The sequence below is a fragment of the Chlamydiota bacterium genome (assembly GCA_012729785.1).
Classification (GTDB): Bacteria; Auribacterota; Tritonobacteria; order UBA1439; family UBA1439; genus UBA1439.
In genome coordinates, this window is the sequence record JAAYCL010000042.1 from 16,943 (window position 1) to 41,609 (window position 24,667).

The window sequence follows — 24,667 nt, forward strand, 5'->3', positions numbered from 1 at the left end:
GCGGCTGCGATGGTCCGCATCATCGCGGGTGAGTTCGGAAGCAGGCGGCTGCGGGCGCCGCGCGGGGTCGCCGTGCGCCCCACGGCTGACCGGGTGAAGGAGTCGCTCTTCTCGGTCCTCGGTCCGCGCGTCGCCGGCGCCAGGGTGCTCGATCTCTACGCGGGAACGGGGAATCTCGGGATCGAGGCCCTTTCCCGCGGCGCCGCGACCTGCCTCTTCGTCGAGAAGTCGCCCGCCGCCTGCCTCGTGCTGCGGGACAACATCGCCGCACTCGGCCTCGGGGAAAGAGCCGCGGTGCTGCGCCTCGACGCCGCCCGGGCGCTCGAGCTGCCGACGGGGCCCGCGGGGCGCTTCACCCTCGTCTTCGTCGATCCTCCGTACGCCACCGGGGCGAGGGCGCCGCACGGAGGCAGGGGGGCGCCTCCGGGGGGCGATACCCCCCGCGTTCCGCGCCTGCGCAACGGGGCGAGCGAGTTCAGAAAGATATTGCTCGCGCTCGACGGCTGTGCTACGTTGGCCCGCGGCGCCTTCGTGGCGGCGGAGCATTGCAGGTTCGACGAGCCCCCGGACGGTCTCCGGGTCCTCCGCATGCTGGAGCAGCGCCGCTATGGGGAGACGGCGCTCTCCTTTTTCACCGTTCCGTAACGGCGTCGGACGGGCGGTTGGTGCGCGCCGTCGGGGGCGCGGAGGAACACCACGGTCCTGCCGCGGGGCGCCACGGGACCTTTCGGCGTGCGCGACTTCGACGAACGCGCGATGCGCCGACCGCGTCGATCCGTCGAGAACCGCGGCGGGATCGGTTGTGGCCCCTTCTCCCGCAGCCTCCGCCGCGAAACAGCGAGGTTGTCATGACGCTGGCGATCTATCCGGGGAGCTTCGATCCGGTCACCTACGGGCACATCGACGTGATGGAACGCGCCCTGCGCATCTTCGGCCGCCTCGTCGTGGCCGTGGCCGTCAGCGAGGGGAAGTCCCCGCTTTTCAGCGTCGAGGAGCGCCTCGGGATGCTGCGGGAGGCCGCCAAGGAGATCCCCGGCGTCGAGGTGGACAGCTTCGACACCCTCCTCGTGGACTACGCGAAGCGGCGCGGCGCGGGGGTGATCATACGGGGGCTTCGGGCGCTCTCGGATTTCGAATACGAGTTCCAGATGGCCCTCACCAACCGCAAGATCTACAACGAGATCGAGACGATCTTTCTGATGCCGAGCGAGCAGTACTCCTACCTCAGTTCCCGGATGATCAAGGAGATCGCCGCCCTCGGTGGGGACGTGCGGGATTTCGTCTCCGAATCGGTCGCGGCGATGCTGCGGGAGAAGGGGGGGAGGAAGCGGTGACGCGGTCCCGCCAGGCGACGGCGCCGTCCGCGCCGGGTCCGCGAAACGGCGCGGCCGTACCGTGCGCCGCCGCGCGGCAGGGGAGGGTGTGCATGGGTATCGTGCTGGAGATCCAGAAGATCCCTCCCGAGGGGATGGGGCTCGCCGGCGCGCTCGATGCGCACGGGCTCTCGCTCGAGTGCGCGGGGATCGCCCCCGCCGGCCCGCTCGAGTACGACCTCCGCCTGGAGCTGGCGGGCCGCGAGCTTATCGCGCGGGGGAGCCTCGAGCTCCCCCTCGAACTCGTCTGCTCCCGATGCCTGAAGACCTACGGGGAGAGACTCAGGGTCCCCCGCTATTTCTTCACCCGCACGGTCCATGAGAGGGAGATAATCGACTTGACGGAGAGTGTGCGCGAAGATATCATCATTGCCCTGCCTCTGAAGCCGCTCTGTCGGGCGGAGTGCAGGGGGTTGTGCCCCCGATGCGGCAGAGACCGCAATCTGGAGCCGTGTTCCTGTCCGCCCCCGCGCGGGGACGCGCGGTGGAACGCCCTTGAGGGGCTTGAACCTCCCCCGGAGAAAGACCGATGACGACGCCGAAGCGCAAACAGTCCAAGAGCCGCACGAGGAAGCGCAGGTCCCACCACGCACTGGCGGTTTCGAGCCCCGGGATCTGCCCGCAATGTTCCCAACCCAGACCCATCCACCGGGCCTGTCCCGCCTGCGGCTTCTACAAGGGCAGGCGGGTGATGACGATCAAGGAAAAGTGAACGCGTGAAGATCGCACTCGACGCAATGGGGGGTGACCACGCGCCCCGCGCCATCGTGCAGGGGGCGCTGGAAGCGATCGAGCACAAGCCGGAGCGCGAGATCGTTCTCGTCGGCCGGGAGGAGGAGCTCCGGAAGGAGGTCGCGCGCTTCGACAAGCCCGAGGCCGCCCGCAACATCTCCTTCGTCCACGCCCCCGAGGTGATCGAGATGGGCGAGAACCCGATCACCTCGATACGGAAGAAGAAGCACTCCTCCATCGGCGAGGCGGCGAATCTGGTGAAGCGCGGCGACGCCGTCGCCATGATCTCCGCCGGCAACACCGGGGCCGTCATCACCGCCACGAAGCTGAAGTGGCGCTTCCTCAAGGGGATCGACCGGCCCGGGATCGCCACCTATCTCCCCACCCCGTGGGGGGTGGGCGTGTTGATCGACGCCGGGGCGAACATCGACTGCGAGCCCGAGCACCTCCTCGGTTTCGCCATCATGGGCGACGCGTTTGCCCGCCTCGTGCAGGGCAAGGAGAACCCGCGGATCGGCCTCCTCAGCATCGGCACCGAGCGGGGCAAGGGCGACGCCCTCGTCAAGCACACCTTCACGATCCTCGAGGACGCCAACCTCAACTTCATCGGCAACGTCGAGGGCCGCGACGTCTACGGTTACAAGGTGGACGTGATCATCTGCGACGGCTTCGTGGGCAACGTCGTGCTCAAGTGCACCGAGGGGCTCGCCTGGGCGATGATGAAGATGATCAAGGAGGAGGTCTCGAGGAACTTCTGGCACCGCCTCGGCGGCCTCCTGTTGAAAGGGTCGTTCAAGCGCATCGCGCGCCGCGGGGACTACACCGAGTACGGCGGCGCCCCGCTTCTCGGGGTCAACGGGAACTGCATCATCTGCCACGGGAGCTCCAACGCGAAGGCGATTCGCAACGCCATCCGCGTGGCGGAGAGCTTCGTGAACTACAAGGTCAACGACGCGATCACCGAGAAGGTCGCGTCGCTCTACGAGGCGCAGTGACGGCGATGGCGAATCCCGAACAGACCGGCGGCGTGGAGACGGCGTGCGTGCGCAGGGTCGGCATCGTCGGCCTCGGCGCCTACACCCCCGAGCGGGTGCTTTCCAACGCCGACCTCGAGAAGATGGTCGACACCTCGGACCAGTGGATCGTGGAGCGGACCGGCATCCGAACCCGCCGGATCGCGCGAAACGACCAGGCCGCCTCCGACCTCGCTCTCGAGGCCGCCCGGCAGGCCCTCTCCGGGGCGCGCCTGGCGCCGGATGCCGTCGAGCTCATCATCATCGCCACCGTCACCCCCGACATGGCGTTTCCCTCCACCGCCTGCATCGTCCAGGAACATCTGGGCGCCTTCCGCGCCGCCTGCTTCGACCTGAACGCCGCCTGCAGCGGCTGGATCTACGCGATGGATATCGCCTGGCAATGCGTGCGCAACGGCCGCTACGCCAACGCCCTCGTCATCGGGACGGAGAAACTGTCGGCGATCACCGACTGGGAGGACCGGAACACCTGCGTCCTCTTCGGGGACGGCGCGGGGGCGGCGGTCCTCGCGCCGACCGGGGCGGAGGGGCCGGTCATCCACTCGGCCTACCTCGGCGCGGACGGGCGCTTCCAGAAGCTGCTCTACCTGCCCGCGGGCGGGTCGCGGACCCCCGCCTCGCGCGAGACGGTCGACAAACGTCTCCACTATCTCCGGATGGAGGGGAAGGAGACGTTCAAGCAGGCGGTGACGGCGATGTGCCACGCGGCGGAGATTGCGCTCGAGCGCGCAGGCATGACCGCGGGAGAGATCTCCTGGGTGATCCCGCACCAGGCCAATATGCGGATCCTCAAGGCGGTCGCCAAGAAGCTCGCTGTTCCGTTCGAGAAGGTCTACGTCACGGTTGATCACTGCGGCAACATCTCGGCCGCCTCCATCCCGGTCGCCCTCGAGGAGGGGATGCGCCGCGGCGCGATCCGGCCCGGCGACCGCGTCCTGGTGGTCGCCTTCGGCGGCGGTCTCACCTGGGGCGGGATGGTGCTGACGGTCTGACGCCGCGGCCGCGGCGGGAGGGGCGTCGAATGGCATCCGCGCAACGGATCGCCTTCATCTTCCCCGGACAGGGGTCCCAGGAGCCGGGGATGGGCCGGGAGATCGCCGGCGCCTTCCCCGAGGCGCGCCGGGTCTTCGACGAGGCGAACGGGCTGCTCGGCTTCGACCTCGCGCGGCTCTGCTTCGAGGGCCCCGAGGCCGAACTCTCCCTGACGAAGAACAGCCAGCCCGCCATCTTCACCGTCAGCATCGCATGCCTCAAGGCCCTCCTCGCCGCCGTGCCGGGGCTTCCCGTCCCGATTGCGGCCGCGGGCCTGAGCCTCGGCGAATTCAGCGCGCACGTCGCCGCCGGATCCCTCTCCTTCGCCGACGGGCTCACACTCGTGCGGCGGCGCGCCGAGTCGATGCAGGAGGCGTGCGACCTGGTTTCGAGCGCGATGGCCTCGATCGTCGGCCTCTCCCCGGAAACGGTCGGGGAGATCTGCGCCGCGCAGGAGACGCGCGGCGTCATCGGCATCGCCAACCTCAACTGTCCCGGGCAGGTCGTGATCTCGGGGTGCGTGGCCGCCGTCGAGGCGGCGATGGAGGAGGCCGGGCGCCGGGGCGCCCAGAAGGTGGTCAGGCTCCAGGTGAGCGGCGCCTTCCATTCGCGCCTGATGAAACCGGCCGAGGAGCGGCTCCGCGAGGCGGTGGCGGCGGCCACGATCTCCCCGCCGCGGTACCCGGTGATCGCCAACGCGACCGGGCTTCCCGCCACGGACCCGGAGGAGATCCGCGGGGCGCTGGTGCGCCAGCTCTGCGCGCCGGTGCTCTGGGAGAAGAGCGTGCGGTTCATCATCGGCATGAAGGCCGGGCTCTTCATCGAGCTTGGGCACGGAAGGGTCCTCAGCGGCCTCCTGCGCCGCATCGACCGGGCGCAGAGGGCGGCGAACGTCGGGGACCTCAAAGGCCTGGAGAGGCTGCGGGCGGCCCTGGCCGCGGATACGGGAGGTGCGACGTGATGCTGGAGGGGAAGGCGGCGCTCGTGACCGGAGGGGCCCAGGGGATCGGGAGGGAGATCGCGTTGCGTTTTGCGCGGGAGGGGGCGGATCTCGCCCTGCTCGACCGGGACGCCGATGCGCTCGAGAAGACGCGCCTCGATGCGGAGGCGCTCGGCCGCCGCGCGGTCGCCCTCGCCGTGGACATCTCCCGGTCGGACGAGACGCAGGCGGCGGTGAACAAAATCGTTGACTCGATGAAGCGGATTGATATACTCGTCAACAATGCCGGCATCACGAGGGATACGTTTATCCTGAGGATGGCCGAGGCGGATTGGGACGCCGTCATCGCCGTCAATCTGAAGGGCGCCTTCAACGTGACGCGGGCGGTCGCCCGGACGATGCTGCGGCAGCGCGCCGGCAGGATTATCAATATCGCCTCGATCATCGGGCTGATCGGCAACGCGGGGCAGGCCAACTACGCGGCCTCCAAGGCGGGGCTCATCGGATTCACGAAGTCGGTGGCGAAGGAGCTCGCCTCCAGGGGGATCACCGTCAACGCCGTCGCCCCCGGATTCATAGAGACCCGGATGACCGGCGTCCTCCCGGACGAGATAAAGGGGAGGATGCAGGCGATGATCCCGCTGGGACGGTTCGGGGCCCCGGCCGACGTGGCGGGGGCCGCCCTGTTCCTCGCCTCGGATCTCGCGAGCTACATCACCGGGCAGACCATCGTGGTCGACGGCGGAATGGTCATGTAGGGGGGGCGTTCTCGGGCGGAATCGGTCGCACACAAGAGGAGGGTGTATCATGTCGGATATCGCGCAAAGGGTCAAGGATATCGTGGTCGAGCAGCTCGGGGTCAACCCCGACGAGGTCACGCCCGACGCGTCGTTCATCGACGATCTCGGGGCCGATTCCCTCGACACGGTGGAGCTCGTGATGGCGCTCGAGGAGGAGTTCGATGCGGAGATCCCCGACGAGGACGCGGAGAATCTGAAGACCGTCGGCGAGGCGATCAAGTACATCGAGGAGCGCTGTCAGAAGCACGAGTAGGGTGCCGGGTCCGGGACAGAGGAGCGGGACGGCGTGAGGCGTGTAGTCATCACCGGCGTGGGCGCGATTGCCCCCAACGGCAACAGCGCTCCCCGGATGTGGGAGGCGCTCTGCAACGGCCGAAGCGGCATCGGCCGCGTCACCGCCTTTGATCCTTCCCCGTTCCCGACCAGGTTCGGGGGGGAGGTCAAGGGGTTCGACCCCGGCGCGTGGGTCAGTCCCAAGGACGCGCGGCGGATGGACCGTTTCGTGCAGTTCGCCGTCGCCGCCGCGAAGATGGCCGTCGCCGACTCCGGGATCGACCTCGAGACGCAGGACCGGGGGAGGGTGGGGGTCATCGTCGGCTCCGGCATCGGGGGCATCAAGACGATCGAGGACCAGCACACCCTGATGGTGACCAAGGGCCCCCAGCGCATCTCCCCGTTCTTCATCCCGATGCTCATCGTCAACATGGCCCCCGGGATGATCGCGATGCAGCTCAAGGTGAAGGGGCCCAACTGCTGCATCGTCTCCGCATGCGCCTCGGCGGCGCATTCCATCGGCGAGGCGTTTCTCGTCCTGCGCTCCGGCGCCGCCGACGCGATGATCGCCGGCGGCAGCGAGGCCGCGGTCACCCCTCTCGGCTTCGCGGGCTTCTGCGCCCTCAAGGCCCTCTCCACGCGCAACGACGCCCCGGAGCGGGCGAGCCGCCCGTTCGACCGGGACCGCGACGGTTTCGTGATGGCGGAGGGGGCCGGGATCGTCGTCCTCGAGGAGCTCGACCACGCGCGGAAGCGCGGCGCGAGGATCTACGCGGAGCTCGTCGGGTACGGGGCGAGCGCCGACGCCTACCATATGACCGCCCCCGCCCCGGGGGGGGAGGGGGCGGCGGCGTGCATCCGGATGGCCCTCGAGACCGGCCGTATCCCCCCCGCCGAGGTCGACTACATCAACGCGCACGGAACATCCACGGAGTTCAACGATCGGTGCGAGGCGCAGGCGATCAAGGCGGTATTCGGGGAGCGCGCCCGCACGATGCCGGTGAGCTCGAACAAGTCGATGTTCGGGCACCTGCTGGGCGCCGCCGGGGGCGTCGAGCTGATCAGCACGGTGTACACGATCATCCACGGCATCATCCCCCCCACCATCAACTACGAGAACCCGGATCCGGAGTGCGACCTCGACTGCGTGCCGAACACGGCGCGGGAGCAGACGGTCACCATCGCGATCTCCAACTCGTTCGGGTTCGGCGGCCAGAACGCGACGCTCGCCGTGCGGAAGTTCGAGGCGTAGCGCCGCCCGCACCGCCTCCGCACCCCATCCCGGCGGCGCCGTCTTGCGCGCCGGGCGCGGCGAACGCACAGGGACGCCCCCGCCTCGGCGCGGGGGCCGGACAGACGGGAGCTACAGGGACGCCATGAACTATTTCCTCACCGAGGAGCAGCAGTTCATCAAGGAGATCGCCGCCACCGTCGCCCGGGAGAAGATCCTCCCCGTGCGGGCGGAGCTCGACGAGGCGCAGGAATTCCCCTGGGAGATCGTGAAGGTCCTCGCCGACTCGAACCTGTTCGGCGTCTACATCGGCGAGGAGTACGGGGGGACCGGCGGGGGCGTCCTCGACCTCTGCATCGCGGTGGAGGAGCTCAGCCGGGTCTGCGGCGGCATCTCGCTCTGCCTCGCCGCCACGGCCCTGGGGACCTTCCCGCTCCTCCTCTTCGGGAGCGAGGAGCAGAAGAAGAAGTATCTGCCCGCGATCGCGGCGGGGAAGCGCCTCGTGGCCTTCGCCCTCACCGAGTCGGGCGCCGGCAGCGACGCGGGGGCGATCCAGGCGACCGCCCGCAAGGACGGCGACAGCTACGTCCTCAACGGGACCAAGCAATGGATCACGAACGGCGGCGAGGCGGAGATCTACACCGTCGTGGCGATGACCGACAAGTCCCGCGGTTCGCGCGGCGCGAGCGCCTTCATCGTGGAGAAGGGCACCCCGGGCTTCGACTTCGGGAAGAAGGAGAACAAGCTCGGCATCCGCGCCTCCGCGACGCGCGAGCTCGTCTTCCAGGACTGCCGCATCCCCGCCGGGAACCTGCTGGGCCGGGAGGGGCAGGGATTCATCGTGGCGATGAAGACGTTCGACGCGTCGCGCCCCGGGGTCGCCGCGCAGGCGGTGGGGATCGCGCAGGGGGCGCTCGACGAGGCCGCCTCGTACGCGCGGCAGCGCGAGCAGTTCGGCAAACCGATCATCTCCTTCCAGGGGGTGCAGTTCATGCTCGCCGACATGGCGATCAAGATCGAAGCGGCCCGTTCCCTCGTCTACGCGGTCGCGCGCGCCATCGACGGCGGGGAGAAGCGGATCTCCAAGGAGTCCGCGATGGCGAAGGTCTTCGCCTCCGATACGGCGATGCAGGTCACCGTCGACGCGGTCCAGATCCTCGGCGGCTACGGCTACATGAAGGAGTACCCGGTCGAGAAGATGATGCGCGACGCGAAGATCACCCAGATCTACGAGGGGACGAACCAGATCCAGCGCACGATCATCGCCTCCCAGATGGTCAAGGAGCTGGCGGGGAAGAAGGACTGAGGGTGAACGATCGGGGGCTGCGGAAACCCGCGTTTTCATCTCCACTGCGATGAAGATCATCGTCTGCATCAAACAGGTGCCCGACACCACCTCGGTGAGGATGGACCCGGAAACCCTGACCCTCATCCGGGAGGGGGTCCCGAGCATCATCAACCCGTTCGACGCGTACGCGATCGAGGAGGGGCTCCGCCTGAAGGAGAAGCACGGCGGCACCGTCACCGTGATCACGATGGGGCCGCCGCAGGCCGCGTCCGCGCTCCGGGAGGCGATCGCGCTCGGCGTCGACGAGGGGGTCCACCTCTGCGACGCCGCCTTCAAGGGCTCCGATACGCTCGCCACCTCCTATGTCCTCGCCCAGGGGATCCGGAAGCTCGGCGCCTTTGACCTGATCCTGTGCGGGAAGCAGGCGAGCGACGGCGACACGGCGCAGGTCGGCCCCGGCATCGCGGTCCAGCTCGATCTGCCGCAGGCGATCTGCGTGCGCAAAATCGTCGAGGTGCAGGACGGGCGGCTGACGGTCGAGAGGTCGATGGAGGAGGGGTACGACCTGGTCGAAACCCCGCTGCCGGCCCTCCTCACCGTGACCAAAGAGATCAACGAGCCCCGCCTCCCCTCGCTGAAGGGGAAGATGCGGGCGAAGAAGGCGGCGCTGCGCACGATGAGCGCCGCGGAGATGGACGCCGATCCCGCCAGGATCGGCCTGGATGGCTCCCCGACGTGGGTGGAGAAGGTCTTCCCGCCTCCCCAGCGGGGCGCCGGCAGGATGCTGCAGGGGGAGCCCGAGGAGCAGGTCGGGCAGCTCCTCGACGAGATCGAGAAGCTGAAGCTCGGCTGAGGGCCGGCGGGCGCGGCACGGTTTCCGCCCCCGGACATCCGCAGGAGAAGCGGCGATGGCGCGGCTCGAGGTGGTGGAGGAGAAGTGCGTCGGGTGCGGCGCGTGCCTGAAGGCGTGTCCGTACGACGCCCTCTCGATCGAGAGCTCCATCGTCCAGGTCAACGACCGTTGCACGCTCTGCGGCGCCTGCGTCGACTCCTGCCCGTACGACGCGCTCGTGCTGCGCAAGGACGGGGCCGTCCCCTCCGCGCCGCCGGGCTACCGCGGCGTGATGGTGGTCGCCGAGCAGAAGCGCGGCACGGTGCAGAACGTCTCGTTCGAGCTGCTCGGCGCCGGGCGACGGCTCGCCGAGGACGCCGGCGGCGCGCTGACGGCGGTCCTCATCGGACACGATGTCGCCCCGCAGGCCCGACGCCTCATCGCCTTCGGCGCCGACCGGGTGCTCGTCGCCCAGTCGAAGGCGCTCGAGGGGTTCAACGACGAGGCCTACGCGAGGATCCTCGCGCGGATCATCCGGGAGCAGAAGCCGGAGATCGTCATCGCCGGCGCCACCTGCATCGGCAGGGCGCTCATCCCCCGCGTCGCCGTGGAGCTCGGCACCGGCCTCACCGCCGACTGCACCGGGCTCCAGATCCAGGAGGAGACGCGGCACCTGGCGCAGACGCGCCCCGCGTTCGGCGGCAACATCATGGCGACGATCCTGTGCGCGCGGCACCGGCCGCAGATGGCGACCGTCCGTCCCAAGGTGATGAAGGCGTCGGCGCCCGACGAGGGCCGCGCGGGGGAGATCGTCGAGATCCCGTGCGCGGAGGAGGAGCTGTCGACGCGCGCGCGGGTCCTCAAGAGCGTGGAGGAGACGGCCGGGACGGTCAACATCGCCGACGCCGACGTCATCGTGTCGGGGGGCAGGGGGATGCGGGGGGCGGAGCAGTTCGCCCTCCTCTCGGAGCTGGCCAAGGCCCTCGGCGCTGCGGTCGGTGCGTCGCGCTCGGCCGTCGACGCCGGCTGGGTGCCCTACGCGTACCAGGTCGGGCAGACGGGGAAGACGGTCCAGCCGAAGCTGTACATCGCGTGCGGGATCTCCGGCGCGATACAGCACCTCGTGGGGATGCAGTCAGCCGACACCATCGTCGCCATCAACAAGGACCCCGACGCGCCCATCTTCAAGGTCGCGACCTTCGGCATCGTCGGCGACCTGTTCGAGATAGTCCCGCGCCTCACCAGAGAGATCCAGCGCCGAAGGAAGGCGGGGCGATGACGGACGGGGCCCGCACCGCGTCCGCCGCCCCCGGTGCGTGAAGAGTTATGCATTTCAAATCCCTCGATCTCTCGGGATTCAAGTCGTTCGCCGACCGGACCCGCATCGAATTCGAGCCAGGGGTCACGGCGATCGTCGGTCCCAACGGCTGCGGCAAGAGCAACATCGCTGACGCCATCCGCTGGGTTCTCGGGGAGCAGAACGCGCGTCTCCTCAGGGGCCAGAGGATGGAGGATGTGATCTTCAACGGCTCCGACCTCCGCAAGCCCCTCGGCCTCGCCGAGGTGTCCCTCACCCTCACCGACGTCGGCGCCGCCCTCTCCGTGGACTACCGCGAGATCACGGTCACGCGCCGCGCCTTCCGTTCCGGCGAGGGGCAGTACCTGATCAACCGCGCCCCGTGCCGCCTCAAGGACATCGAGGATCTGTTCGCGGGCACCGGCATTGGTTTGAGCGCCTACTCCATCATGGAGCAGGGGAAGATGGACATGGTGCTGAGCTCCAAGCCGGAGGACCGGCGCTTCATCTTCGAGGAGGCGGCGGGGATCACCAAATACAAGGAGAAGAAGCGCGAGGCGCTCCGCAAGCTCGACTCCACGGAGGAGAATCTCGTCCGGTTGAGCGACATCATCAGGGAGGTGCGGAGGCAGCTCGTCTCCGTGGAGCGCCAGGCCGCGCGGGCCCGGCGGGCGCGGGAGGCGGGGGACCGGCTGAAGGCGATCGACCTGCGCTGCGCGGGGAAGCGGCTCGCGGATCTCGACGCCGCGATCGAGGCGATCCGGGTCGAACGGGACGCGGCGCGGCGCGACGAGCAGGAGGCGACGAACACGATCGCCGCGCTAGAGCAGGAGGGGAAGGCGCTGCACGAGCGCTTGCGGGCCATCGACGAGGAGCTCGACTCCGTCCAGGCCCGCCGCGTGGGGGTGAGCGGGAGCATCGAGGGCGGCAGGACGCGCATCGAGGCGAACGAGCGCCAGATACGGGAGCTGGAGGAGCGCGAGGGCGCCTGCGCCCGGGAGATCGCCGAGCTCGGGGAGGCGCTGTCGGCGCTCGAGAAAGAGGAGCGGGCGCTCGCCGAGACGCAATCGGCGGCCGAGGCGGAGTGCCGGGCCGCGACCGCGGACCTCGAGGCGGCTGAGAAGGCGTGCGAGGAGCTCCGCCTGGCGCTGCGCGCGGCCGAGGAGCAAACCCAGCGCCAGCGGGGGGAGCTGATCGAGCTCATCAACCGCGCCTCGCAGAACCGGAACGAGCTCTCGGGGCTGCGCTACGGCGCGCGTACGGCGGAGCTCAGGGGGGCCCGCCTCGGCGTCGAGGAGGGCGAGCTCGCCGAGAAGGAGGGGCGGGCGCGCGAGGAGCTGCGGGAGCGGAAGGCGCGCCGGGAGCAGCTCGAGGCGGCGTGCCGCGAGGCGGCGGCCGGGGTGGAACGGGCGGCGAAGGTTGCGGCGGACGCAGGCGCCGAGGCGGCGCGGGCGCGGGAGGCGATCCGCGCCGTCGACAAGGAGCTCGCCTGCGTTGAGTCGGAGCGCGCGGTTCTGGCGCGCTACCGCGCGTCCCGCGAGGGCTACGCGGAAGGCGTGCGGGCCGTCCTGGGAGAGGCGGGGCGTCCGGGGTCCGCCCTGGTGGGCGTCATCGGGGCGGCGGCCGAGAGGATCAGGGCGCACCCCGGCTGCGAGCGCGCCCTCGAGGCGGCTCTCGGGCACGCGCTCCAGTACCTGTTGACGAGCTCCGTCGCGGACGCCCGCGCCGCGATCGAATTTCTGGGCGACGTCTCCGACGCGGGGTTTCTCCCCTGCGCCGGCCTCGCGGCGAAGGGCGCCCTCCCTCCCCCGAGCGGCGACGGGATCGTCGGATGCGCCCGCGACCGGGTCGACTGCGACCCGGAGGCCGCCGCGGCCGCCGATTTCCTGCTCGGCGACACCTGGTTTGTCCGGGATTTCGCCGCCGCGGCGGCCCTGCTCGGCTCGTGCGCCCCCGGGACGCGCCTCGCCACGCTCTCCGGGGAGCTGTTGGTCGCCGGCGGGCCGATGGAGACGGTGGGACGAGGGCGCGCCGCGTCGCCGCTCATCACGCGCGATCGCGACCTCGACGCGCTCTCGAAGCGCGCCGAAACGCTCTCCCGGGACCGGGAGGCGCACACGGCCTCGCGAAACGGGCGGGAGGAGGAGTGCCGCCTGCGCGAGGAGGCGCTTGGGGCGGCGCGCGAGACGCTCCGCCGGGGGGAGATCGAGCTCGCGGAGGCCCGGACCGAGGAGGCCCAGTCCGCGGGGGAGCTCGAGCGGCTCGCGGCCGAGCTCGCGGCGGTGCGCCTGGAGGCGGCGGAGCTGGAGGAACAGCGGCGCGAGTCGGCCTCCCGCGAGGAGCGGATCGGGCGGGAGATCGCCCAGAGCGAGGCGCGGGAGAAGTCGATCCAGGACGACCTGGCCGCCTCGCAGGCGGACACGGAGGCGGCGGGCCGGGGGCTCGAGGAGCGGCAGGCCGCCGCCGTCGACGTGAAGATGCGGCTCGCGGCGGCGGGGGCGCGGGAACGCGCGCTCCGCGCCGATCGCGAGCGCGTCGCGCGAGAAATCGCGAAGGGGAGGGAGGCGCTCGCCGCCAGGACCGCCCAGCGCGATCGCGAGGCGTCCCGGCGCCTCGAGCTCGCCGCGGAGAACGAGGAGCTGCGCCGCTCGATCGACGCCCTCCTCGCCGAGCGGGACACGACCGAGACCGACGCGCGGGAACGGGAGGCGCGCAAATCCTCGCTGTACGAACGGCAGCGGGAACTGGACGAGCTTCTGCGCGAGAAGGTCGCGGCGATGGGCGCCGTGAAGGACCGGGCCGCGGCGGTCGCGGTGTCCCTCGCCGAGCGGGGCGCGGAACGCGCCCGTGTCGTCGAGCGCATCCGCGAGCAGTACGGAGACGATCCGGTCCCCGCCGCGGACGACGCCTCCGCCGAGGAGTGGGCGGCGCTCGAGGCGGAGGGGGCGGAACTCAGGGAGAAGCTCCGCCGCATCGGGCCCGTCAACATGGTGGCGCTCGAGGAGCACGAGGAGCTCGCCGGGCGGTTGACGTTTCTCACCACGCAGGAGGCCGATCTCCTCTCCGCCAAGGAGTCTTTGGTGAAGGCGATCGCGAGGATCAACGCCGAGACGACCCGGATGTTCTCCGAGACGTTCCAGGCGATCAGGGGGAATTTCAAGGGGATCTACCGGGAGCTCTTCGGCGGGGGGGGCGCGGACCTCCTCCTGGAGGAGGGGGTGGATCTCCTTGAGGCGGGCATCAACGTCGTCGCGCGCCCCCCGGGCAAGAAGCAGCAGCCCATCTCCCTTCTCTCCGGCGGGGAGCGGGCGCTGACGGCGGTGGCGCTCCTGTTCGCGATCTTCAAGGTGCGGCCGAGCCCGTTCTGCGTCCTCGACGAGATCGACGCCCCGCTCGACGAATCGAACATCAACCGCTTCCTCGGGATGCTCGGGCAGTTCCTGGCGCAGACGCAGTTCATCATCGTGACGCACAACAAGCGCACCATCAGCATGGCCGACGTGATGTACGGGATCACGATGGAGGAGTCCGGGGTCTCGAAGGTCGTCTCCGTCAAGTTCGGGAAGGGGCATCGCCGGGATGCGCGCCCCGCCGCCCCCGGTTCGGCGGCGGCGGAGGCGGAGCCGGCCCCCGCGGGCGCGGGGACCGGGACCGGCGAGGCGGAGCCGGACGCCGGGGGGACTGCATGAGGCGTTCGTTCCGGAAAGGCGGGGCGGGATGTCGTTGTCGATGATCGACAGGATCGTCGGGTATGAGAAGGGGAAACGCCTCTCGGCGCTGAAGGTGCTGTCGCGCGGCGAGGAGTACCTCGCCGACCATTTCCCCTCGTTTCCGATCCTGCCCGGGGTGCTGATGCTCGAGGCGATGGTGCAGGCCGGCGCCTGGCTGATGCGTCTGAGCGAGGGGTTCTCCCCGCCGGTCATCGTCCTCCGCGAGGCGCGGGCGGTGCGCTACGGGAACGTCGTGAAGCCCGGCGACGAACTCAGGGTCGAGGTGGAGCTCGTGCACGGAGGCGGCGGCGAGGCCTCCTTCAAGGGGAGCGGGAGGACGGGGGACAAAAACGCCGTCCTCGGGCGGTTCGTCCTCAGGCGGGTGCCCCTCGCCCGACTCGGCCCCGGACTGGCTCAGACGGACGAGACGATCGCGCGGCTTCTGGAGGAGCGGCTCCCCTCGCTCATGGAGTGCGACAGGGGATTGTGACGGAGTCGAGGCGGGAGGGCTGATGGAGGCCGTATTCACGGGCGCGTCGGTGCTGGTCACCGGGGGCGCGCGGGGCATCGGGAGGGCGATCGCGCTCGCGTTCGCCCGGCGCGGCGCCTCCGTCGCCGTCATCCACGCCAGGAACCGTGCGGCCGCGGAGCGCACAGTCGCCGAGATGCGGAGGCACGGCGCGGCGGCGATGGCGATCTGCTGCGACGTGGGCGACCCGGAGGCGGTCGCGGCCGCGGCGGCGGCGGCCGAGGCGGCGCACGGACCGATCGAGATCCTCGTCAACTGCGCCGGGGTCGTGCGGGACGCCCTGCTCGCCTCGATGGAGACGGAGGCGTGGCGGGAGGTGATCGACACGAACCTGAGCGGCGCCTTCTACTGCATGCGCGCGGTCGTCCCGGGGATGGTGCTCCGGAGGTCCGGGAGGATCATCAACGTCTCGTCGCTCGCCGGGGAGCGCGGCGGGCGGGGCCAGGCGAACTACGCCGCGTCGAAGGGGGGGCTGAACGCCTTGACCCGGGCGGCAGCGCTCGAACTGGCGCCGCGCGGGATCACCGTGAACGCGGTGGCCCCGGGGATGGTGGTGACGGAGATGACGGAGACGGTGCGCGGGCTCGCCGGCGACAGGCTCAAAAAACGGATCCCCGCACGGCGTTTCGCGGAGCCCGAAGACATCGTCGGGACGGTCCTGTTCCTTGCCTCCGCCGCGGCCTCGTACCTGACCGGGCAGGTGATTGCTGTGGACGGCGGCCTCGGCGCTGCGATAGAATAATTCTCTATTCGCGTCTCACGTCGCGGAGGCAGCGGACAACGAACGCGTGAGCACTGCGCCGCCGTCGGGCGCGGCGTCCGGAATACGAGCAGGAGGGGGAGATGGTGGACAAGAGCCAAGTCTACGGGAAGATCAAGGAGTGTCTGGTGGAGGCGCTCGGCGTCGAGGAGGCCGAGATCGTTCCCGGCGCCCGCATCATGGACGATCTCGGGGCCGAGTCGATCGATTTCCTCGACATCGTCTTCAGGCTCGAGAAGGCGTTCGGCATCAAGATCCCCCGCGGCGGCCTCTTCCCCGAAAACATCCTCTCCAACGACCAGTTCGTCAAGGACGGGAAGGTGACCGCGCGGGGCATCGAGGAACTCAGGAAGCGGATGCCGTGCGCGAACCTCGCCTCGTTCGAGAAGGACCCCCGCGTGAGCAACTTCTCGAACCTCTTTACCGTCGAGATGATCAACCGCTATGTCGAGAGCATGCTCGGCTGAGCGGGGAGGGACGCCCGGACGCCCGGTTCCCCTCTCCGTGGGCGCGGACATCGTCGAGATCGGCTCCATGGCCCGTCTCCTCCGCCACGGGACGCCGCGCCTCCGCAGGGTCTTCACCCCCGCCGAGTTATCCGCGCGCGGCGGCCCGGCATCCGTGCGGCGGGACCTCCGCCTCGCCTGCGCCTTCGCCGGCAAGGAGGCGGTCTTCAAGGCGCTGGGGCGCGGGTGGGGGCAGGGGCCGCGGTGGCGCGAGGTCTCCGTGGTCAGGACGCCGGGAGGCCGCTGGGAGGTCCGGCTCTCGGGGGGGGCGGAGAGGAGGAGACGGGAGATGGGCGCGTCGTCGATCGAGCTCTCCGTCGCGAAGACGCGCGGGCACGCGGTGGCGTGCGCAATCCTGTACGGGTGATTCGATGCGCTGGATTCACATCGAGGAGTGGCGCGAGACCGCGGCGGGGGAGTCCGCCGAGGCGGTCCGCACGGTCCCGTCCGACCTCGACTTCATGCACGACCAGTATCCGTCGTTCCCCCTGATGCCCCACAGCCTCCTCATCGAGTCGATGGCGCAGACCGGGGGCATCCTGGTCGGCAAGCTCCACGGCTTCCGGCGCGATGTCATCCTCGCCAAGATCGACCGGGCCGTATTCACGGCGCTCACCCGCCCCGGCGACCGCCTCCAGGTGACCGCCAGAATCGAGGAGCGGCGGGAGGAGGGGGCGCGGGTCGCCTGCCGCATCACCCGCCAGGGTGAGGAGGTCGCGCAGGCGACGCTCTTCTTCGCGCTCCTCGGCGCCGAGGACGCCGGGAAGCTCGGTGCGCGCGGGTTCGTCTTCGAGGCGGGGACGTTCTCCCAATTCATCGGGGGCTGACCGCGGGGGCGAGCAGGTGGAGCGCGGCGCGCTGCTTCACCCGGTCGTCGAGGGAGAGGAGCATCTCCGCCACCGCGCGCGGGGGTGGCGGCGGGTCCAGCCGCTCGGCGCGCGCGCAGCCCCGGAGCCCGAAGGCGCGCGTTGCCATCCTGATCCCGTGCGTCACCAGCAGGCCGTTCGCCCCCTCCAGCGGAAGCCCCGACGCGAGCGTCCCCAGCGCGGCGAGCTCGAGCTGTTCCCGCACCCTGAGCTCGGGGATCGCCCCCGCCCCCTCCCTCAGGAGCGCGAGGTAGAGCAGCGCGGCCGCCCGCGCGTCGTTCACCGCCCGGTGCCACCCCTCGAAGGCGATGCCCATCAGGCGCGCCATATCCCCGAGACGGTGGCCGGGCGCGTCCGGGTGGAGCCACCGGGAGAGGGCGAGCGTGTCCTCGGCGCGCCCCCCCGCCTCGCGGCCGAGGCCGAGCAGCGTCTGCTGCCGGAGGAAGGCGAGGTCGAAGGGGGCGTTGTGGGCGACCAGGATGCGCCCCCCGCAGAAGCCGAGGAGTCCCCGCAGCGCGTCCGGGGCCGCGGGCGCGTCCCGCACCATCTCCTCCGTGATCCCCGTGATCCCGCTGATCTCCTCGGGGATGGGGCCGCCGGGTTTCACGAAGGTCGAGTAGGCCTCGACCTCGGCGCCGTCGGCGAACCTGACGGCGCCGATCTCGATGATCTCGTCCGCCCACGGGTCCCTGCCGGTGGTCTCGAAATCGAATGCGACGAAGTCGGACGGATAGTCCAAGGCGCCGCGGCGCGCCGCGGCGTCCACCAAGGCGAGCGCCGCTCCGGAAAGCGAGCATCCCGGGGGGGGACAAATCGAAACGCCCGCCCCGCCCTCGAGGATTCCGAGTCGTGTGCCCTGAACCGTCACCCGGAGGCTCGGCCGCGCGGGAACGGCGTCGAACAGATCGCCCTGCAGGCGGGGCGCGGGGATGTCGAGGCGGGCCGCGAGGGCCAGGACGATCGCCGCCGCAGCGACGGCATCCCCGGAATCCTCGACCGAGATCTCAACGGGGCGTTGCGCGGCGGCGGCGTCCAGGAGCGCCTCGACGGCGCCCTCGACGCCCGAAGGAGGGGGGGAAGGGAGGAGGGGGAAGCGCAGCGGCGAGGAGACCGCATACGGAGGTCGCAGTCGGTCCCTGAGGTATCCGTCGATGCACGCGGGAACCTTGAAAGGCTTCACATCCCCGCCGCCTTTGTCTGCGCCGAAAAAACGGCGGAGGGAGACCCGTTCGGGGTCCCCCTCCGCGCGCCCCATGCGACTCGCTATTCGATCTCCGCGGGCTTGGCTTCCTCCTCCTGCGGCTCCTCAACCGCTGCGGGAACCGAGGCCTTGGCGGCCTTCTTCTTGCCCACGCACAGATGCTCGCGCCACTTCTCGAGGGTCTTCGCGCCCACGCCCTTGACCCTGTCCAGGTCGTCGACGCTGCTGTACGGGCGCCCCTCGATGATGGCCTCGGCCTTCTTCTCGCCGATGCCCTTGACCGTTCTCAACTGGGCCGCTGTCGCCGTGTTGATGTCCACCTGTCCCTCTTTGCACTGCGCCTGAAGGGGCGAGACGCACAGCAACGAGGCGACCACCGCCAGAAGCACCACTGCTGCCAGGCACCTCATGGATACACCTCCTTTCCCTGATCCGAAAAGCATAGCATGCCCCCCTGTGGGCGGCAAGTCCCAAAAAGCCGCCGAGCCCGCCGGACCGGCTGGCTCGACGGCCCCCGGCGCACCGGCCGTCCCCGCCGTTTACGGCGTGACGGTCTCGTAGATCATCGGCGGCTTTTTCGCGGGCGAGCCCTGGATGCGGAACGCCCTCTGGAGACGCCCGCGGACGGCGTCGGCCTTCTTCTGGTCGTTGTAGTGGACGGTCAGGAGACTCTCGCCCTTTTTCACCGCATCGCCGATCTTCTTGTTGACGGTAAAGCCCACCGCCATGTCGATCTTCGCATCCACGCTGTCGCGCCCGGCCCCGAGCGCCACGCCGCAGAGACCGACCTCGAGGGTGTCCACGGACCCGATCCATCCGTCCTGCGCCGCGACGATCTCCCCCCGGTGCGCGGCGGTGGGGAGCATATCCGGGTTGTCCACGACCGACGGGTCGCCGCCCTGCCGGGCGACCATCTGCCTGAACTTCTCGAGGCCCTTGCCTCCCGACAGGTTCTCCTCGGCGATGCGGCGCCCCTCATCGACGTTCCCGGCGACGCCGCCGAAGACCATCATCCACTGGGCGAGCCCGAGCACGAGCTCCTTCAGATCCTCCGGACAATCGCCCCTGAGCGCCCGGATCGTCTCGCGTATCTCGAGGGCGTTGCCGATCTCGCGGCCCATCGGCTGGTTCATGTCGGTGATGAGGGTCACGACATCCTTTCCGGCGTTCTTCGCCACGGCGGTCATCGTGCGGGCGAGCTCCTCGGCGAGCGGCATCGTGCTCATGAAGGCGCCGTTGCCGGTTTTGATGTCGAAGACGAAGGCGTCGGGTCCCGCGGCGAGCTTCTTGCTCATGATGCTGCCGCAGATGAGCGGGATGCTGTCCACCGTGGCGGTCACGTCCCTGAGCATGTAGATCTTCTTGTCGGCCGGGGCGAGCGAGCGGGTCTGCCCGATGATGGCGAGCCCGGTGGCCTTGATCGCCTCGACGAACTCCGCCTCCGTGAGGTCGGTGCGGAATCCGGGGATCGACTCGAGCTTGTCGAGCGTTCCGCCGCTGTGACCGAGGCCGCGGCCGCTCATCATCGGGATCGGGATGCCGCTCGCCGCGACGATCGGGGCCAGAACCAGGCTCGTCTTGTCGCCGACCCCGCCGGTGGAGTGCTTGTCCACGGTCTTCCTGCCGATCGCGCCCAGGTCGATCGTGTCCCCCGAGCGGAGCATCGCCATCGTGAGCGCCGTGGTCTCCTCCGGCGCCATCCCGCGGATGAAGACCGCCATCAGAAACGCCGCCATCTGGTAGTCGGGGATGGCGTCCTTCGTGTACCCCTCGATCATGAACTCGATCTCGCGGTCCTCCAGGCGTTTCCCGTCCCGCTTCTTGAGGATGATCTCGTACGCGCGCATCGTCGGCGCCCTCCCGTGGATGGTGGTGCGTGCAGCGTGCAGGGTGCCATGGTAGACGATCGCGCGCGGCGGAGTCAACGCCGAAGATCGACGAAGATCGACCGGGGGCCCCGTTGCAGGATTGAAGCCCCTCCCCGGCGATGGTACCATGGTGCCACGCCGCGCACGGCGGCGGGAGGAAACCGCTAAATGGACGATGCCAAAGGCCTCCTCGCGGCCCTTGCGGCCGTCGTGGGAGAGGACCACGTCGTGTCGGCGCCGGAGGAGCTCGCCTGCTACGGCGTCGACGCCGCGAAGGTGCGCGCCGTGCCCGACGTCGTCGTGCGGCCCGCCACCGCCGCGGAGGTCTCCGGCGTGCTCCGCCTCGCCAACGAGCGGCGCGTGCCCGTCTACCCTCGCGGGGCCGGTTCCGGGCTCACCGGGGGCGCGTCCCCGCTGCGCGGCGGCATCGCGCTCGAGATGGCGCGGATGAACCGCATCCTCTCCGTCGATCCAGACGACCTGGTCGCCGTCGTCGAGCCCGGGGTGGTCCTCGCCGACCTCCAGGCCGCCGTCGAGCGGAAAGGCCTCTTCTACCCGCCGGACCCGGCGAGCAGCGGGTTCTGCACCGTCGGGGGGACGCTTGCGGCGTGCGCGGGGGGGCTCCACTGCGTGAAGTACGGCGTGACCCGCGACTACCTCCTCTCGGCGGAGGCGGTGCTGCCGACCGGGGAGATCGTCCACACGGGGAGCCGGACCCTGAAGAGCGTGGTCGGGTACGACCTTGGCCGCCTCCTGGTCGGCTCCGAGGGGACGCTCTGCGTCTTCACCCGCGCCGTCCTGCGCCTCATCCCCCTCCCGGCGTGCGTGCGGACGGTGATGGCGTTCTTCCGGCGTGTCGACGACGCCGTGGACGCGGCGCACGGCGTCATGCGGAGCGGCATCCTGCCCAGGACGCTCGAGCTGATGGACGAGATGACCATCCGGTGCATCGTGGCCTATAAGCCGTTCCCGATGCCGTCGGGCACCCGGGCGATCGTCCTCGCGGAGTCCGATGGCAGCGCGGAGGAAGCGTCCCGGGAGGTTGGGCGCATGGCGGGGCTCCTTGAATCCTCCTCCGCGCTCGCCGTCGACTGTCCGCCTGACCGGGCGGAGGCCGACCTGCTCTGGGAGATACGCCGGGCGGCGTCTCCGGCCCTCTATGCCTTGAGCCCGGGCAAGCTGAACGAGGATGTCTGCGTGCCGCTGAGCGGGATGAAGGATCTGCTCCGCGGCGCCGCCGCGATCGCGGAGCGGAACCGGGTCGCCATCGCCTCGTTCGGGCATGCGGGCGACGGAAACATCCACGTGAACATCCTCTACGACACCGCGGACGCGGCGGAGCGGGGGAGGGCGGAGAAGGCGGTCGAGGAGCTGTTCCGCCTGGTGCTGGAGGCGGGGGGGAGCATCTCGGGCGAGCACGGGATCGGCACCGCCAAGGCCCGCTTCCTCAGCTGGGAGGTCGGGGCGCGCGAGATCGCCCTGATGCGGAGCATCAAGCGACTCCTCGACCCGAATGAGATCCTCAATCCGGGCAAGATATTCCCGGACTGATTCCGAGGGAACCGGGCCGGGCCCCGCGCGCGGTGCGGGCGGCGGTTCGGAGGGGGCGCGCCCCATGGCGACGGATCCGTGCATACACGAGCTGCGGCAGGAGATCGCGCGCTGCGCGCGCTGCGGGAAATGCCGCGCCGTGTGCCCGACGTTTCTCGCCACCAGGGACGAAGCGCGGGCAGCCCGCGGGCGCATCAACCTGATGGAGTCGATCCTCGACGGCGCCGCGCCGTTCAGCGCGCGCGCAGCCGAGCTGCTGACGAGCTGCTACGGGTGCACGCGCTGCGTGGAGCAGTGCCCCAGCGGCGTCCGCGTCGATCTTCTGATGCAGCGCGCCCGGGAGATGGCGGCGCGCCGGTTCGGCATCCCGCTCCCCGCGCGCCTGCTGTTCCGGCACGTCCTCCCCCGCCGCCGGCTCTACGACGCGGCGGTGCGTCTCGCGCGCTTCACCCAGCGGTTTCTCCGCAGGAGTCGGGCGCAGCCGCTGCGCCACCTTCCGCTCCTCTACGAAGGGCGGCGCAGCGTCCCCGCGCTCGCCCGGCGTTCGGCGCTGCATTCGCTTCCGGAGCTGCACAAGGGGCGCGGGGAGATCAAGGTCTCGCTTTTCCTCGGCTGTCTGCTCAACTACGTCTATCCCGACATCGCCGCGTCGATTTTGAAGATCCTTTCGCTGCACGGCGTGGACGTGATCGTCCCGAAGGCCCAGCTCTGCTGCGGGGCGCCGGTACTGGCCTCCGGCGACGAGGAGGCGGCGCGCCGCCTCGCCCGGCGCAACCTGTCCTGTCTAGAGCCGGGGAAGGTGGACGCGGTCGTCTTCGGGTGCGCCTCGTGCGCCCTCACGATGAAGCGGGACTATCCGCGGCTGCTCGGGGGGGCCGAGGCGCTCGCGGCGAAGATCACCGACATCTCCGAGTTCATACACGCGCGCCTCGGCTACAGCAACCTCCCCCTCGACGACACGGTCACCTACCACGATCCGTGCCACCTGCGGTGGGGCAGGGGGGTGGGGGAGCCGCCCCGGGAGGTCCTCCGGCGGAGTGCCCGTTACGTGGAGATGGACAGGGCGGGGGACTGCTGCGGTCTCGGCGGCAGCTTCAGTCTCTCCCACTACGATATCTCCTGTCTCCTGGGGGAGGCGAAGGTCGCCTCGATCCGCGCGAGCGGGGCAACCATCGTGGCGACCTCCTGTCCGGGCTGCATCCTCCAGCTCGAGGACCAGCTCGCGCGGCAGGGGATGGGAAATCCCGTGGTGCACGTCGCCCAGCTGTACGAGAGGAGCTTCCTGAAGGGGCGCCTGCCGCTGCCCGGCAGCTCCTCGTCCTCCTCCGGGTTCCTCACCTTGAGCAGGTGACAATCCCCGGTTCAGGCGCATCATCCGCCCCGCCCCGGGGCTCCTTCCGTTCCGGTTGTCGGCCTCGCGCCTCGTATCGCGTGCACGAGAGCGGCGCAACCAAGGTTGACAGTGACAACCGGCGTTGACACCCTCCCCGCGCCTGTCCCCGGCATCCCGCACGAACCGGCATCGTTGCGTTTTGCGCCCGAACACGTTGTGTGCTGTACGCGGCCAGGCCGGTCGCGGCGGCTTGGGCACGAATCTTGCTGTAGTAGACAGATGCGCCCGCGTCGGCGTAGGCGCACGAGGCGCACGGAAAGCGGGGGCGAAGCCGGGGCAGCCGTGAGCGCGCGTCGCGTCCTGCATCGTCTATCTCCGGCGGTTCGGCGCCGCGCGGCGTTGGCGGCGGCGCTCGTCGCCCTGCTGTCCGCGCCGGCCGGCGCGCAGAAGGCCGAGAAGACGGCGCTCCGCTGCTGGCGCTGCGGGGAGGTGTTCACCGTCCTCCAGCAGGCTTCGGCGGGGCGCTGTCCCGCGTGCCGCACCGTCTGCAGGAGGGTGGAGGAACCGGGGCTCCTCAAGATCCACTGCCTCGACGCGGGCGCCTCCGGCTGCTCGTTCGTCTGCCGCTGTCCCGGAGGGGAGACGGCGGTCTTCGTCGGCGGGCGGGACGGCGAGGGCGAGCGGATCGCCGGCTACCTGGCGGAGCTGGGCGTCGGCGAGATCGCCGTGCTGATCGGCGCGGAGCCGGAAGGCGGCTGCCTGCGCTCGGTCGTGGAACTGATGCGGCGCTTCAAGGTCGCGCAGCTGTTCGACCCGGGCTTCGGGAGCGGGGAGGCGCGCTACGCGGAGTATATCGACCTGCTCAGGAGAGAGGAGGTCGACTACCGGGTGGTGCGGGCGATGGAGAACCTCGCCCTGGGGCCGGTCAGGATGTACGTCGTGCGCGCGGGATCGTTCGGGGACGAGGCGGCGGGGGGCAGGCGCGTGAGCCTCTGCATCGTCCACGGAGGCAACTCGTTTTTGCTCTCCAGGGGCGCGCGCGCCGGCGCGGCGCCCGCGCAGCCGCCCGTGGACGCGGCGCTCCCCGGATTCCTCTTTACGGGCGACGTCGCGGAGCTGAAGGCGTGCGGCGCCCCGTACGGCCCGCGCGGCGCGCTGGTGCTGGAGAGCAACGGCGTCGGCATCGGCGTCAAACAGTTCGGGCGGATCACCGTCGCCTCGGCCGGCGGGTCGGACGCGGGGGGAGGGCCGGGTCCGCCTGCACAGGGCGCCGCGGCCGCCCGTTCCGCCTCGAAGGAGAGGATCAACATCAACAGCGCCTCGGCGCAGGAGCTCGACGCCTTGAGCGGGATAGGGGCGGCGAAGGCCGCGATGATCGTCGAGTTCCGGCAGGCGAACGGGAGATTCAACCGCATCGAGGATTTGAAGAAGGTCCCCGGTATCGGGGAGAAGCTCTTCCAGCGCAACAGGGACCGGATCTGCGTCGACTGAGAGGCGAGGGCCCTCTCCCC

The 24,667-nt window shown here is 70.3% G+C and carries 25 protein-coding genes; 22 read left to right on the plus strand and 3 right to left on the minus strand.

Annotated elements, in window-relative coordinates; translation table 11 throughout:
• Nucleotides 1-9 precede the first annotated feature (9 nt).
• The 19 genes from rsmD to GXY35_10600 all read left to right on the plus strand — a co-directional run bounded on the left by rsmD (nt 10) and on the right by GXY35_10600 (nt 17,164).
• Nucleotides 10-645, plus strand: a complete 636-nt coding sequence (gene rsmD / locus GXY35_10510; GenBank protein ID NLW95008.1) for a 16S rRNA (guanine(966)-N(2))-methyltransferase RsmD — start codon at nt 10-12, stop codon at nt 643-645.
• A 203-nt stretch (nt 646-848) separates the two neighbouring features.
• Nucleotides 849-1,334, plus strand: coding sequence for a pantetheine-phosphate adenylyltransferase (gene coaD, locus GXY35_10515; GenBank protein NLW95009.1), 486 nt, complete (start codon nt 849-851; stop codon nt 1,332-1,334).
• A gap of 92 nt (nt 1,335-1,426) precedes the next feature.
• Nucleotides 1,427-1,906, plus strand: coding sequence for a DUF177 domain-containing protein (locus tag GXY35_10520; protein NLW95010.1), 480 nt, complete (start codon nt 1,427-1,429; stop codon nt 1,904-1,906).
• A complete protein-coding gene (gene rpmF, locus GXY35_10525) occupies nt 1,903-2,085 on the plus strand; it encodes a 50S ribosomal protein L32 (protein NLW95011.1) in 183 nt (60 codons plus the stop codon). The genes GXY35_10520 and rpmF overlap by 4 nt, the downstream gene beginning before the upstream one ends.
• 4 nt (nt 2,086-2,089) lie before the next feature.
• Nucleotides 2,090-3,100 (plus strand): phosphate acyltransferase PlsX, encoded by a 1,011-nt coding sequence (gene plsX / locus GXY35_10530; protein ID NLW95012.1) that lies wholly within the window; start codon nt 2,090-2,092, stop codon nt 3,098-3,100.
• Nucleotides 3,101-3,105: 5 nt separating this feature from the next.
• Nucleotides 3,106-4,131, plus strand: coding sequence for a ketoacyl-ACP synthase III (locus tag GXY35_10535; GenBank protein ID NLW95013.1), 1,026 nt, complete (start codon nt 3,106-3,108; stop codon nt 4,129-4,131).
• Nucleotides 4,132-4,160: 29 nt separating this feature from the next.
• On the plus strand, nt 4,161-5,132 hold the full coding sequence (gene fabD / locus GXY35_10540) for an ACP S-malonyltransferase (GenBank protein NLW95014.1): 972 nt from the start codon (nt 4,161-4,163) through the stop codon (nt 5,130-5,132).
• The gene (gene fabG / locus GXY35_10545; GenBank protein NLW95015.1) at nt 5,132-5,869 is read left to right on the plus strand and encodes a 3-oxoacyl-[acyl-carrier-protein] reductase; all 738 of its coding nucleotides are present in this window, start codon (nt 5,132-5,134) and stop codon (nt 5,867-5,869) included. Before fabD ends, fabG begins: the two co-directional genes overlap by 1 nt.
• A 49-nt stretch (nt 5,870-5,918) precedes the next feature.
• The gene (locus GXY35_10550) at nt 5,919-6,164 is read left to right on the plus strand and encodes an acyl carrier protein (GenBank protein ID NLW95016.1); all 246 of its coding nucleotides are present in this window, start codon (nt 5,919-5,921) and stop codon (nt 6,162-6,164) included.
• Between the two features lie 33 nt (nt 6,165-6,197).
• Complete coding sequence (gene fabF / locus GXY35_10555) at nt 6,198-7,436, plus strand: beta-ketoacyl-ACP synthase II (protein ID NLW95017.1); 1,239 nt, start codon at nt 6,198-6,200, stop codon at nt 7,434-7,436.
• Nucleotides 7,437-7,560: 124 nt separating this feature from the next.
• Complete coding sequence (locus GXY35_10560; protein ID NLW95018.1) at nt 7,561-8,721, plus strand: acyl-CoA dehydrogenase; 1,161 nt, start codon at nt 7,561-7,563, stop codon at nt 8,719-8,721.
• A gap of 49 nt (nt 8,722-8,770) precedes the next feature.
• A complete protein-coding gene (locus GXY35_10565; protein ID NLW95019.1) occupies nt 8,771-9,556 on the plus strand; it encodes an electron transfer flavoprotein subunit beta/FixA family protein in 786 nt (261 codons plus the stop codon).
• 55 nt (nt 9,557-9,611) lie between these two features.
• Nucleotides 9,612-10,814 (plus strand): electron transfer flavoprotein subunit alpha, encoded by a 1,203-nt coding sequence (locus GXY35_10570; protein NLW95020.1) that lies wholly within the window; start codon nt 9,612-9,614, stop codon nt 10,812-10,814.
• A gap of 47 nt (nt 10,815-10,861) precedes the next feature.
• Nucleotides 10,862-14,521: a chromosome segregation protein SMC gene (smc, locus tag GXY35_10575; GenBank protein NLW95021.1), complete on the plus strand. Its 3,660-nt coding sequence runs from the start codon at nt 10,862-10,864 to the stop codon at nt 14,519-14,521.
• 40 nt (nt 14,522-14,561) lie between these two features.
• Entirely contained in the window at nt 14,562-15,032 is a 471-nt protein-coding gene (locus GXY35_10580; protein ID NLW95022.1) for a beta-hydroxyacyl-ACP dehydratase, read from the plus strand.
• Between the two features lie 22 nt (nt 15,033-15,054).
• Nucleotides 15,055-15,813 (plus strand): SDR family oxidoreductase, encoded by a 759-nt coding sequence (locus tag GXY35_10585; protein NLW95023.1) that lies wholly within the window; start codon nt 15,055-15,057, stop codon nt 15,811-15,813.
• A 101-nt stretch (nt 15,814-15,914) separates the two neighbouring features.
• Nucleotides 15,915-16,298: an acyl carrier protein gene (locus GXY35_10590; GenBank protein NLW95024.1), complete on the plus strand. Its 384-nt coding sequence runs from the start codon at nt 15,915-15,917 to the stop codon at nt 16,296-16,298.
• On the plus strand, nt 16,276-16,704 hold the full coding sequence (locus GXY35_10595) for a holo-ACP synthase (protein ID NLW95025.1): 429 nt from the start codon (nt 16,276-16,278) through the stop codon (nt 16,702-16,704). Before GXY35_10590 ends, GXY35_10595 begins: the two co-directional genes overlap by 23 nt.
• A gap of 4 nt (nt 16,705-16,708) precedes the next feature.
• Nucleotides 16,709-17,164, plus strand: a complete 456-nt coding sequence (locus GXY35_10600; protein ID NLW95026.1) for a beta-hydroxyacyl-ACP dehydratase — start codon at nt 16,709-16,711, stop codon at nt 17,162-17,164.
• Here the strand turns inward: GXY35_10600 and GXY35_10605 are convergent.
• The 3 genes from GXY35_10605 to GXY35_10615 form a co-directional block, all read right to left on the minus strand.
• Nucleotides 17,151-18,383 (minus strand): 3'-5' exonuclease, encoded by a 1,233-nt coding sequence (locus tag GXY35_10605; protein ID NLW95027.1) that lies wholly within the window; start codon nt 18,381-18,383, stop codon nt 17,151-17,153. The genes GXY35_10600 and GXY35_10605 overlap by 14 nt on opposite strands.
• An 83-nt stretch (nt 18,384-18,466) precedes the next feature.
• Complete coding sequence (locus tag GXY35_10610) at nt 18,467-18,847, minus strand: ComEA family DNA-binding protein (GenBank protein NLW95028.1); 381 nt, start codon at nt 18,845-18,847, stop codon at nt 18,467-18,469.
• 96 nt (nt 18,848-18,943) lie between these two features.
• Nucleotides 18,944-20,251, minus strand: coding sequence for a thymidine phosphorylase (locus tag GXY35_10615; GenBank protein ID NLW95029.1), 1,308 nt, complete (start codon nt 20,249-20,251; stop codon nt 18,944-18,946).
• Nucleotides 20,252-20,440: 189 nt separating this feature from the next.
• On the opposite strand from GXY35_10615, the gene GXY35_10620 reads away from it, so the two are divergent.
• The 3 genes from GXY35_10620 (at nt 20,441) to GXY35_10630 (ending at nt 24,647) form a co-directional block, all read left to right on the plus strand.
• Nucleotides 20,441-21,823: an FAD-binding protein gene (locus tag GXY35_10620; protein NLW95030.1), complete on the plus strand. Its 1,383-nt coding sequence runs from the start codon at nt 20,441-20,443 to the stop codon at nt 21,821-21,823.
• Nucleotides 21,824-21,887: 64 nt separating this feature from the next.
• Nucleotides 21,888-23,174, plus strand: a complete 1,287-nt coding sequence (locus GXY35_10625; protein NLW95031.1) for a (Fe-S)-binding protein — start codon at nt 21,888-21,890, stop codon at nt 23,172-23,174.
• A 381-nt stretch (nt 23,175-23,555) separates the two neighbouring features.
• A complete protein-coding gene (locus GXY35_10630) occupies nt 23,556-24,647 on the plus strand; it encodes a hypothetical protein (protein ID NLW95032.1) in 1,092 nt (363 codons plus the stop codon).
• Nucleotides 24,648-24,667: the final 20 nt, after the last annotated feature.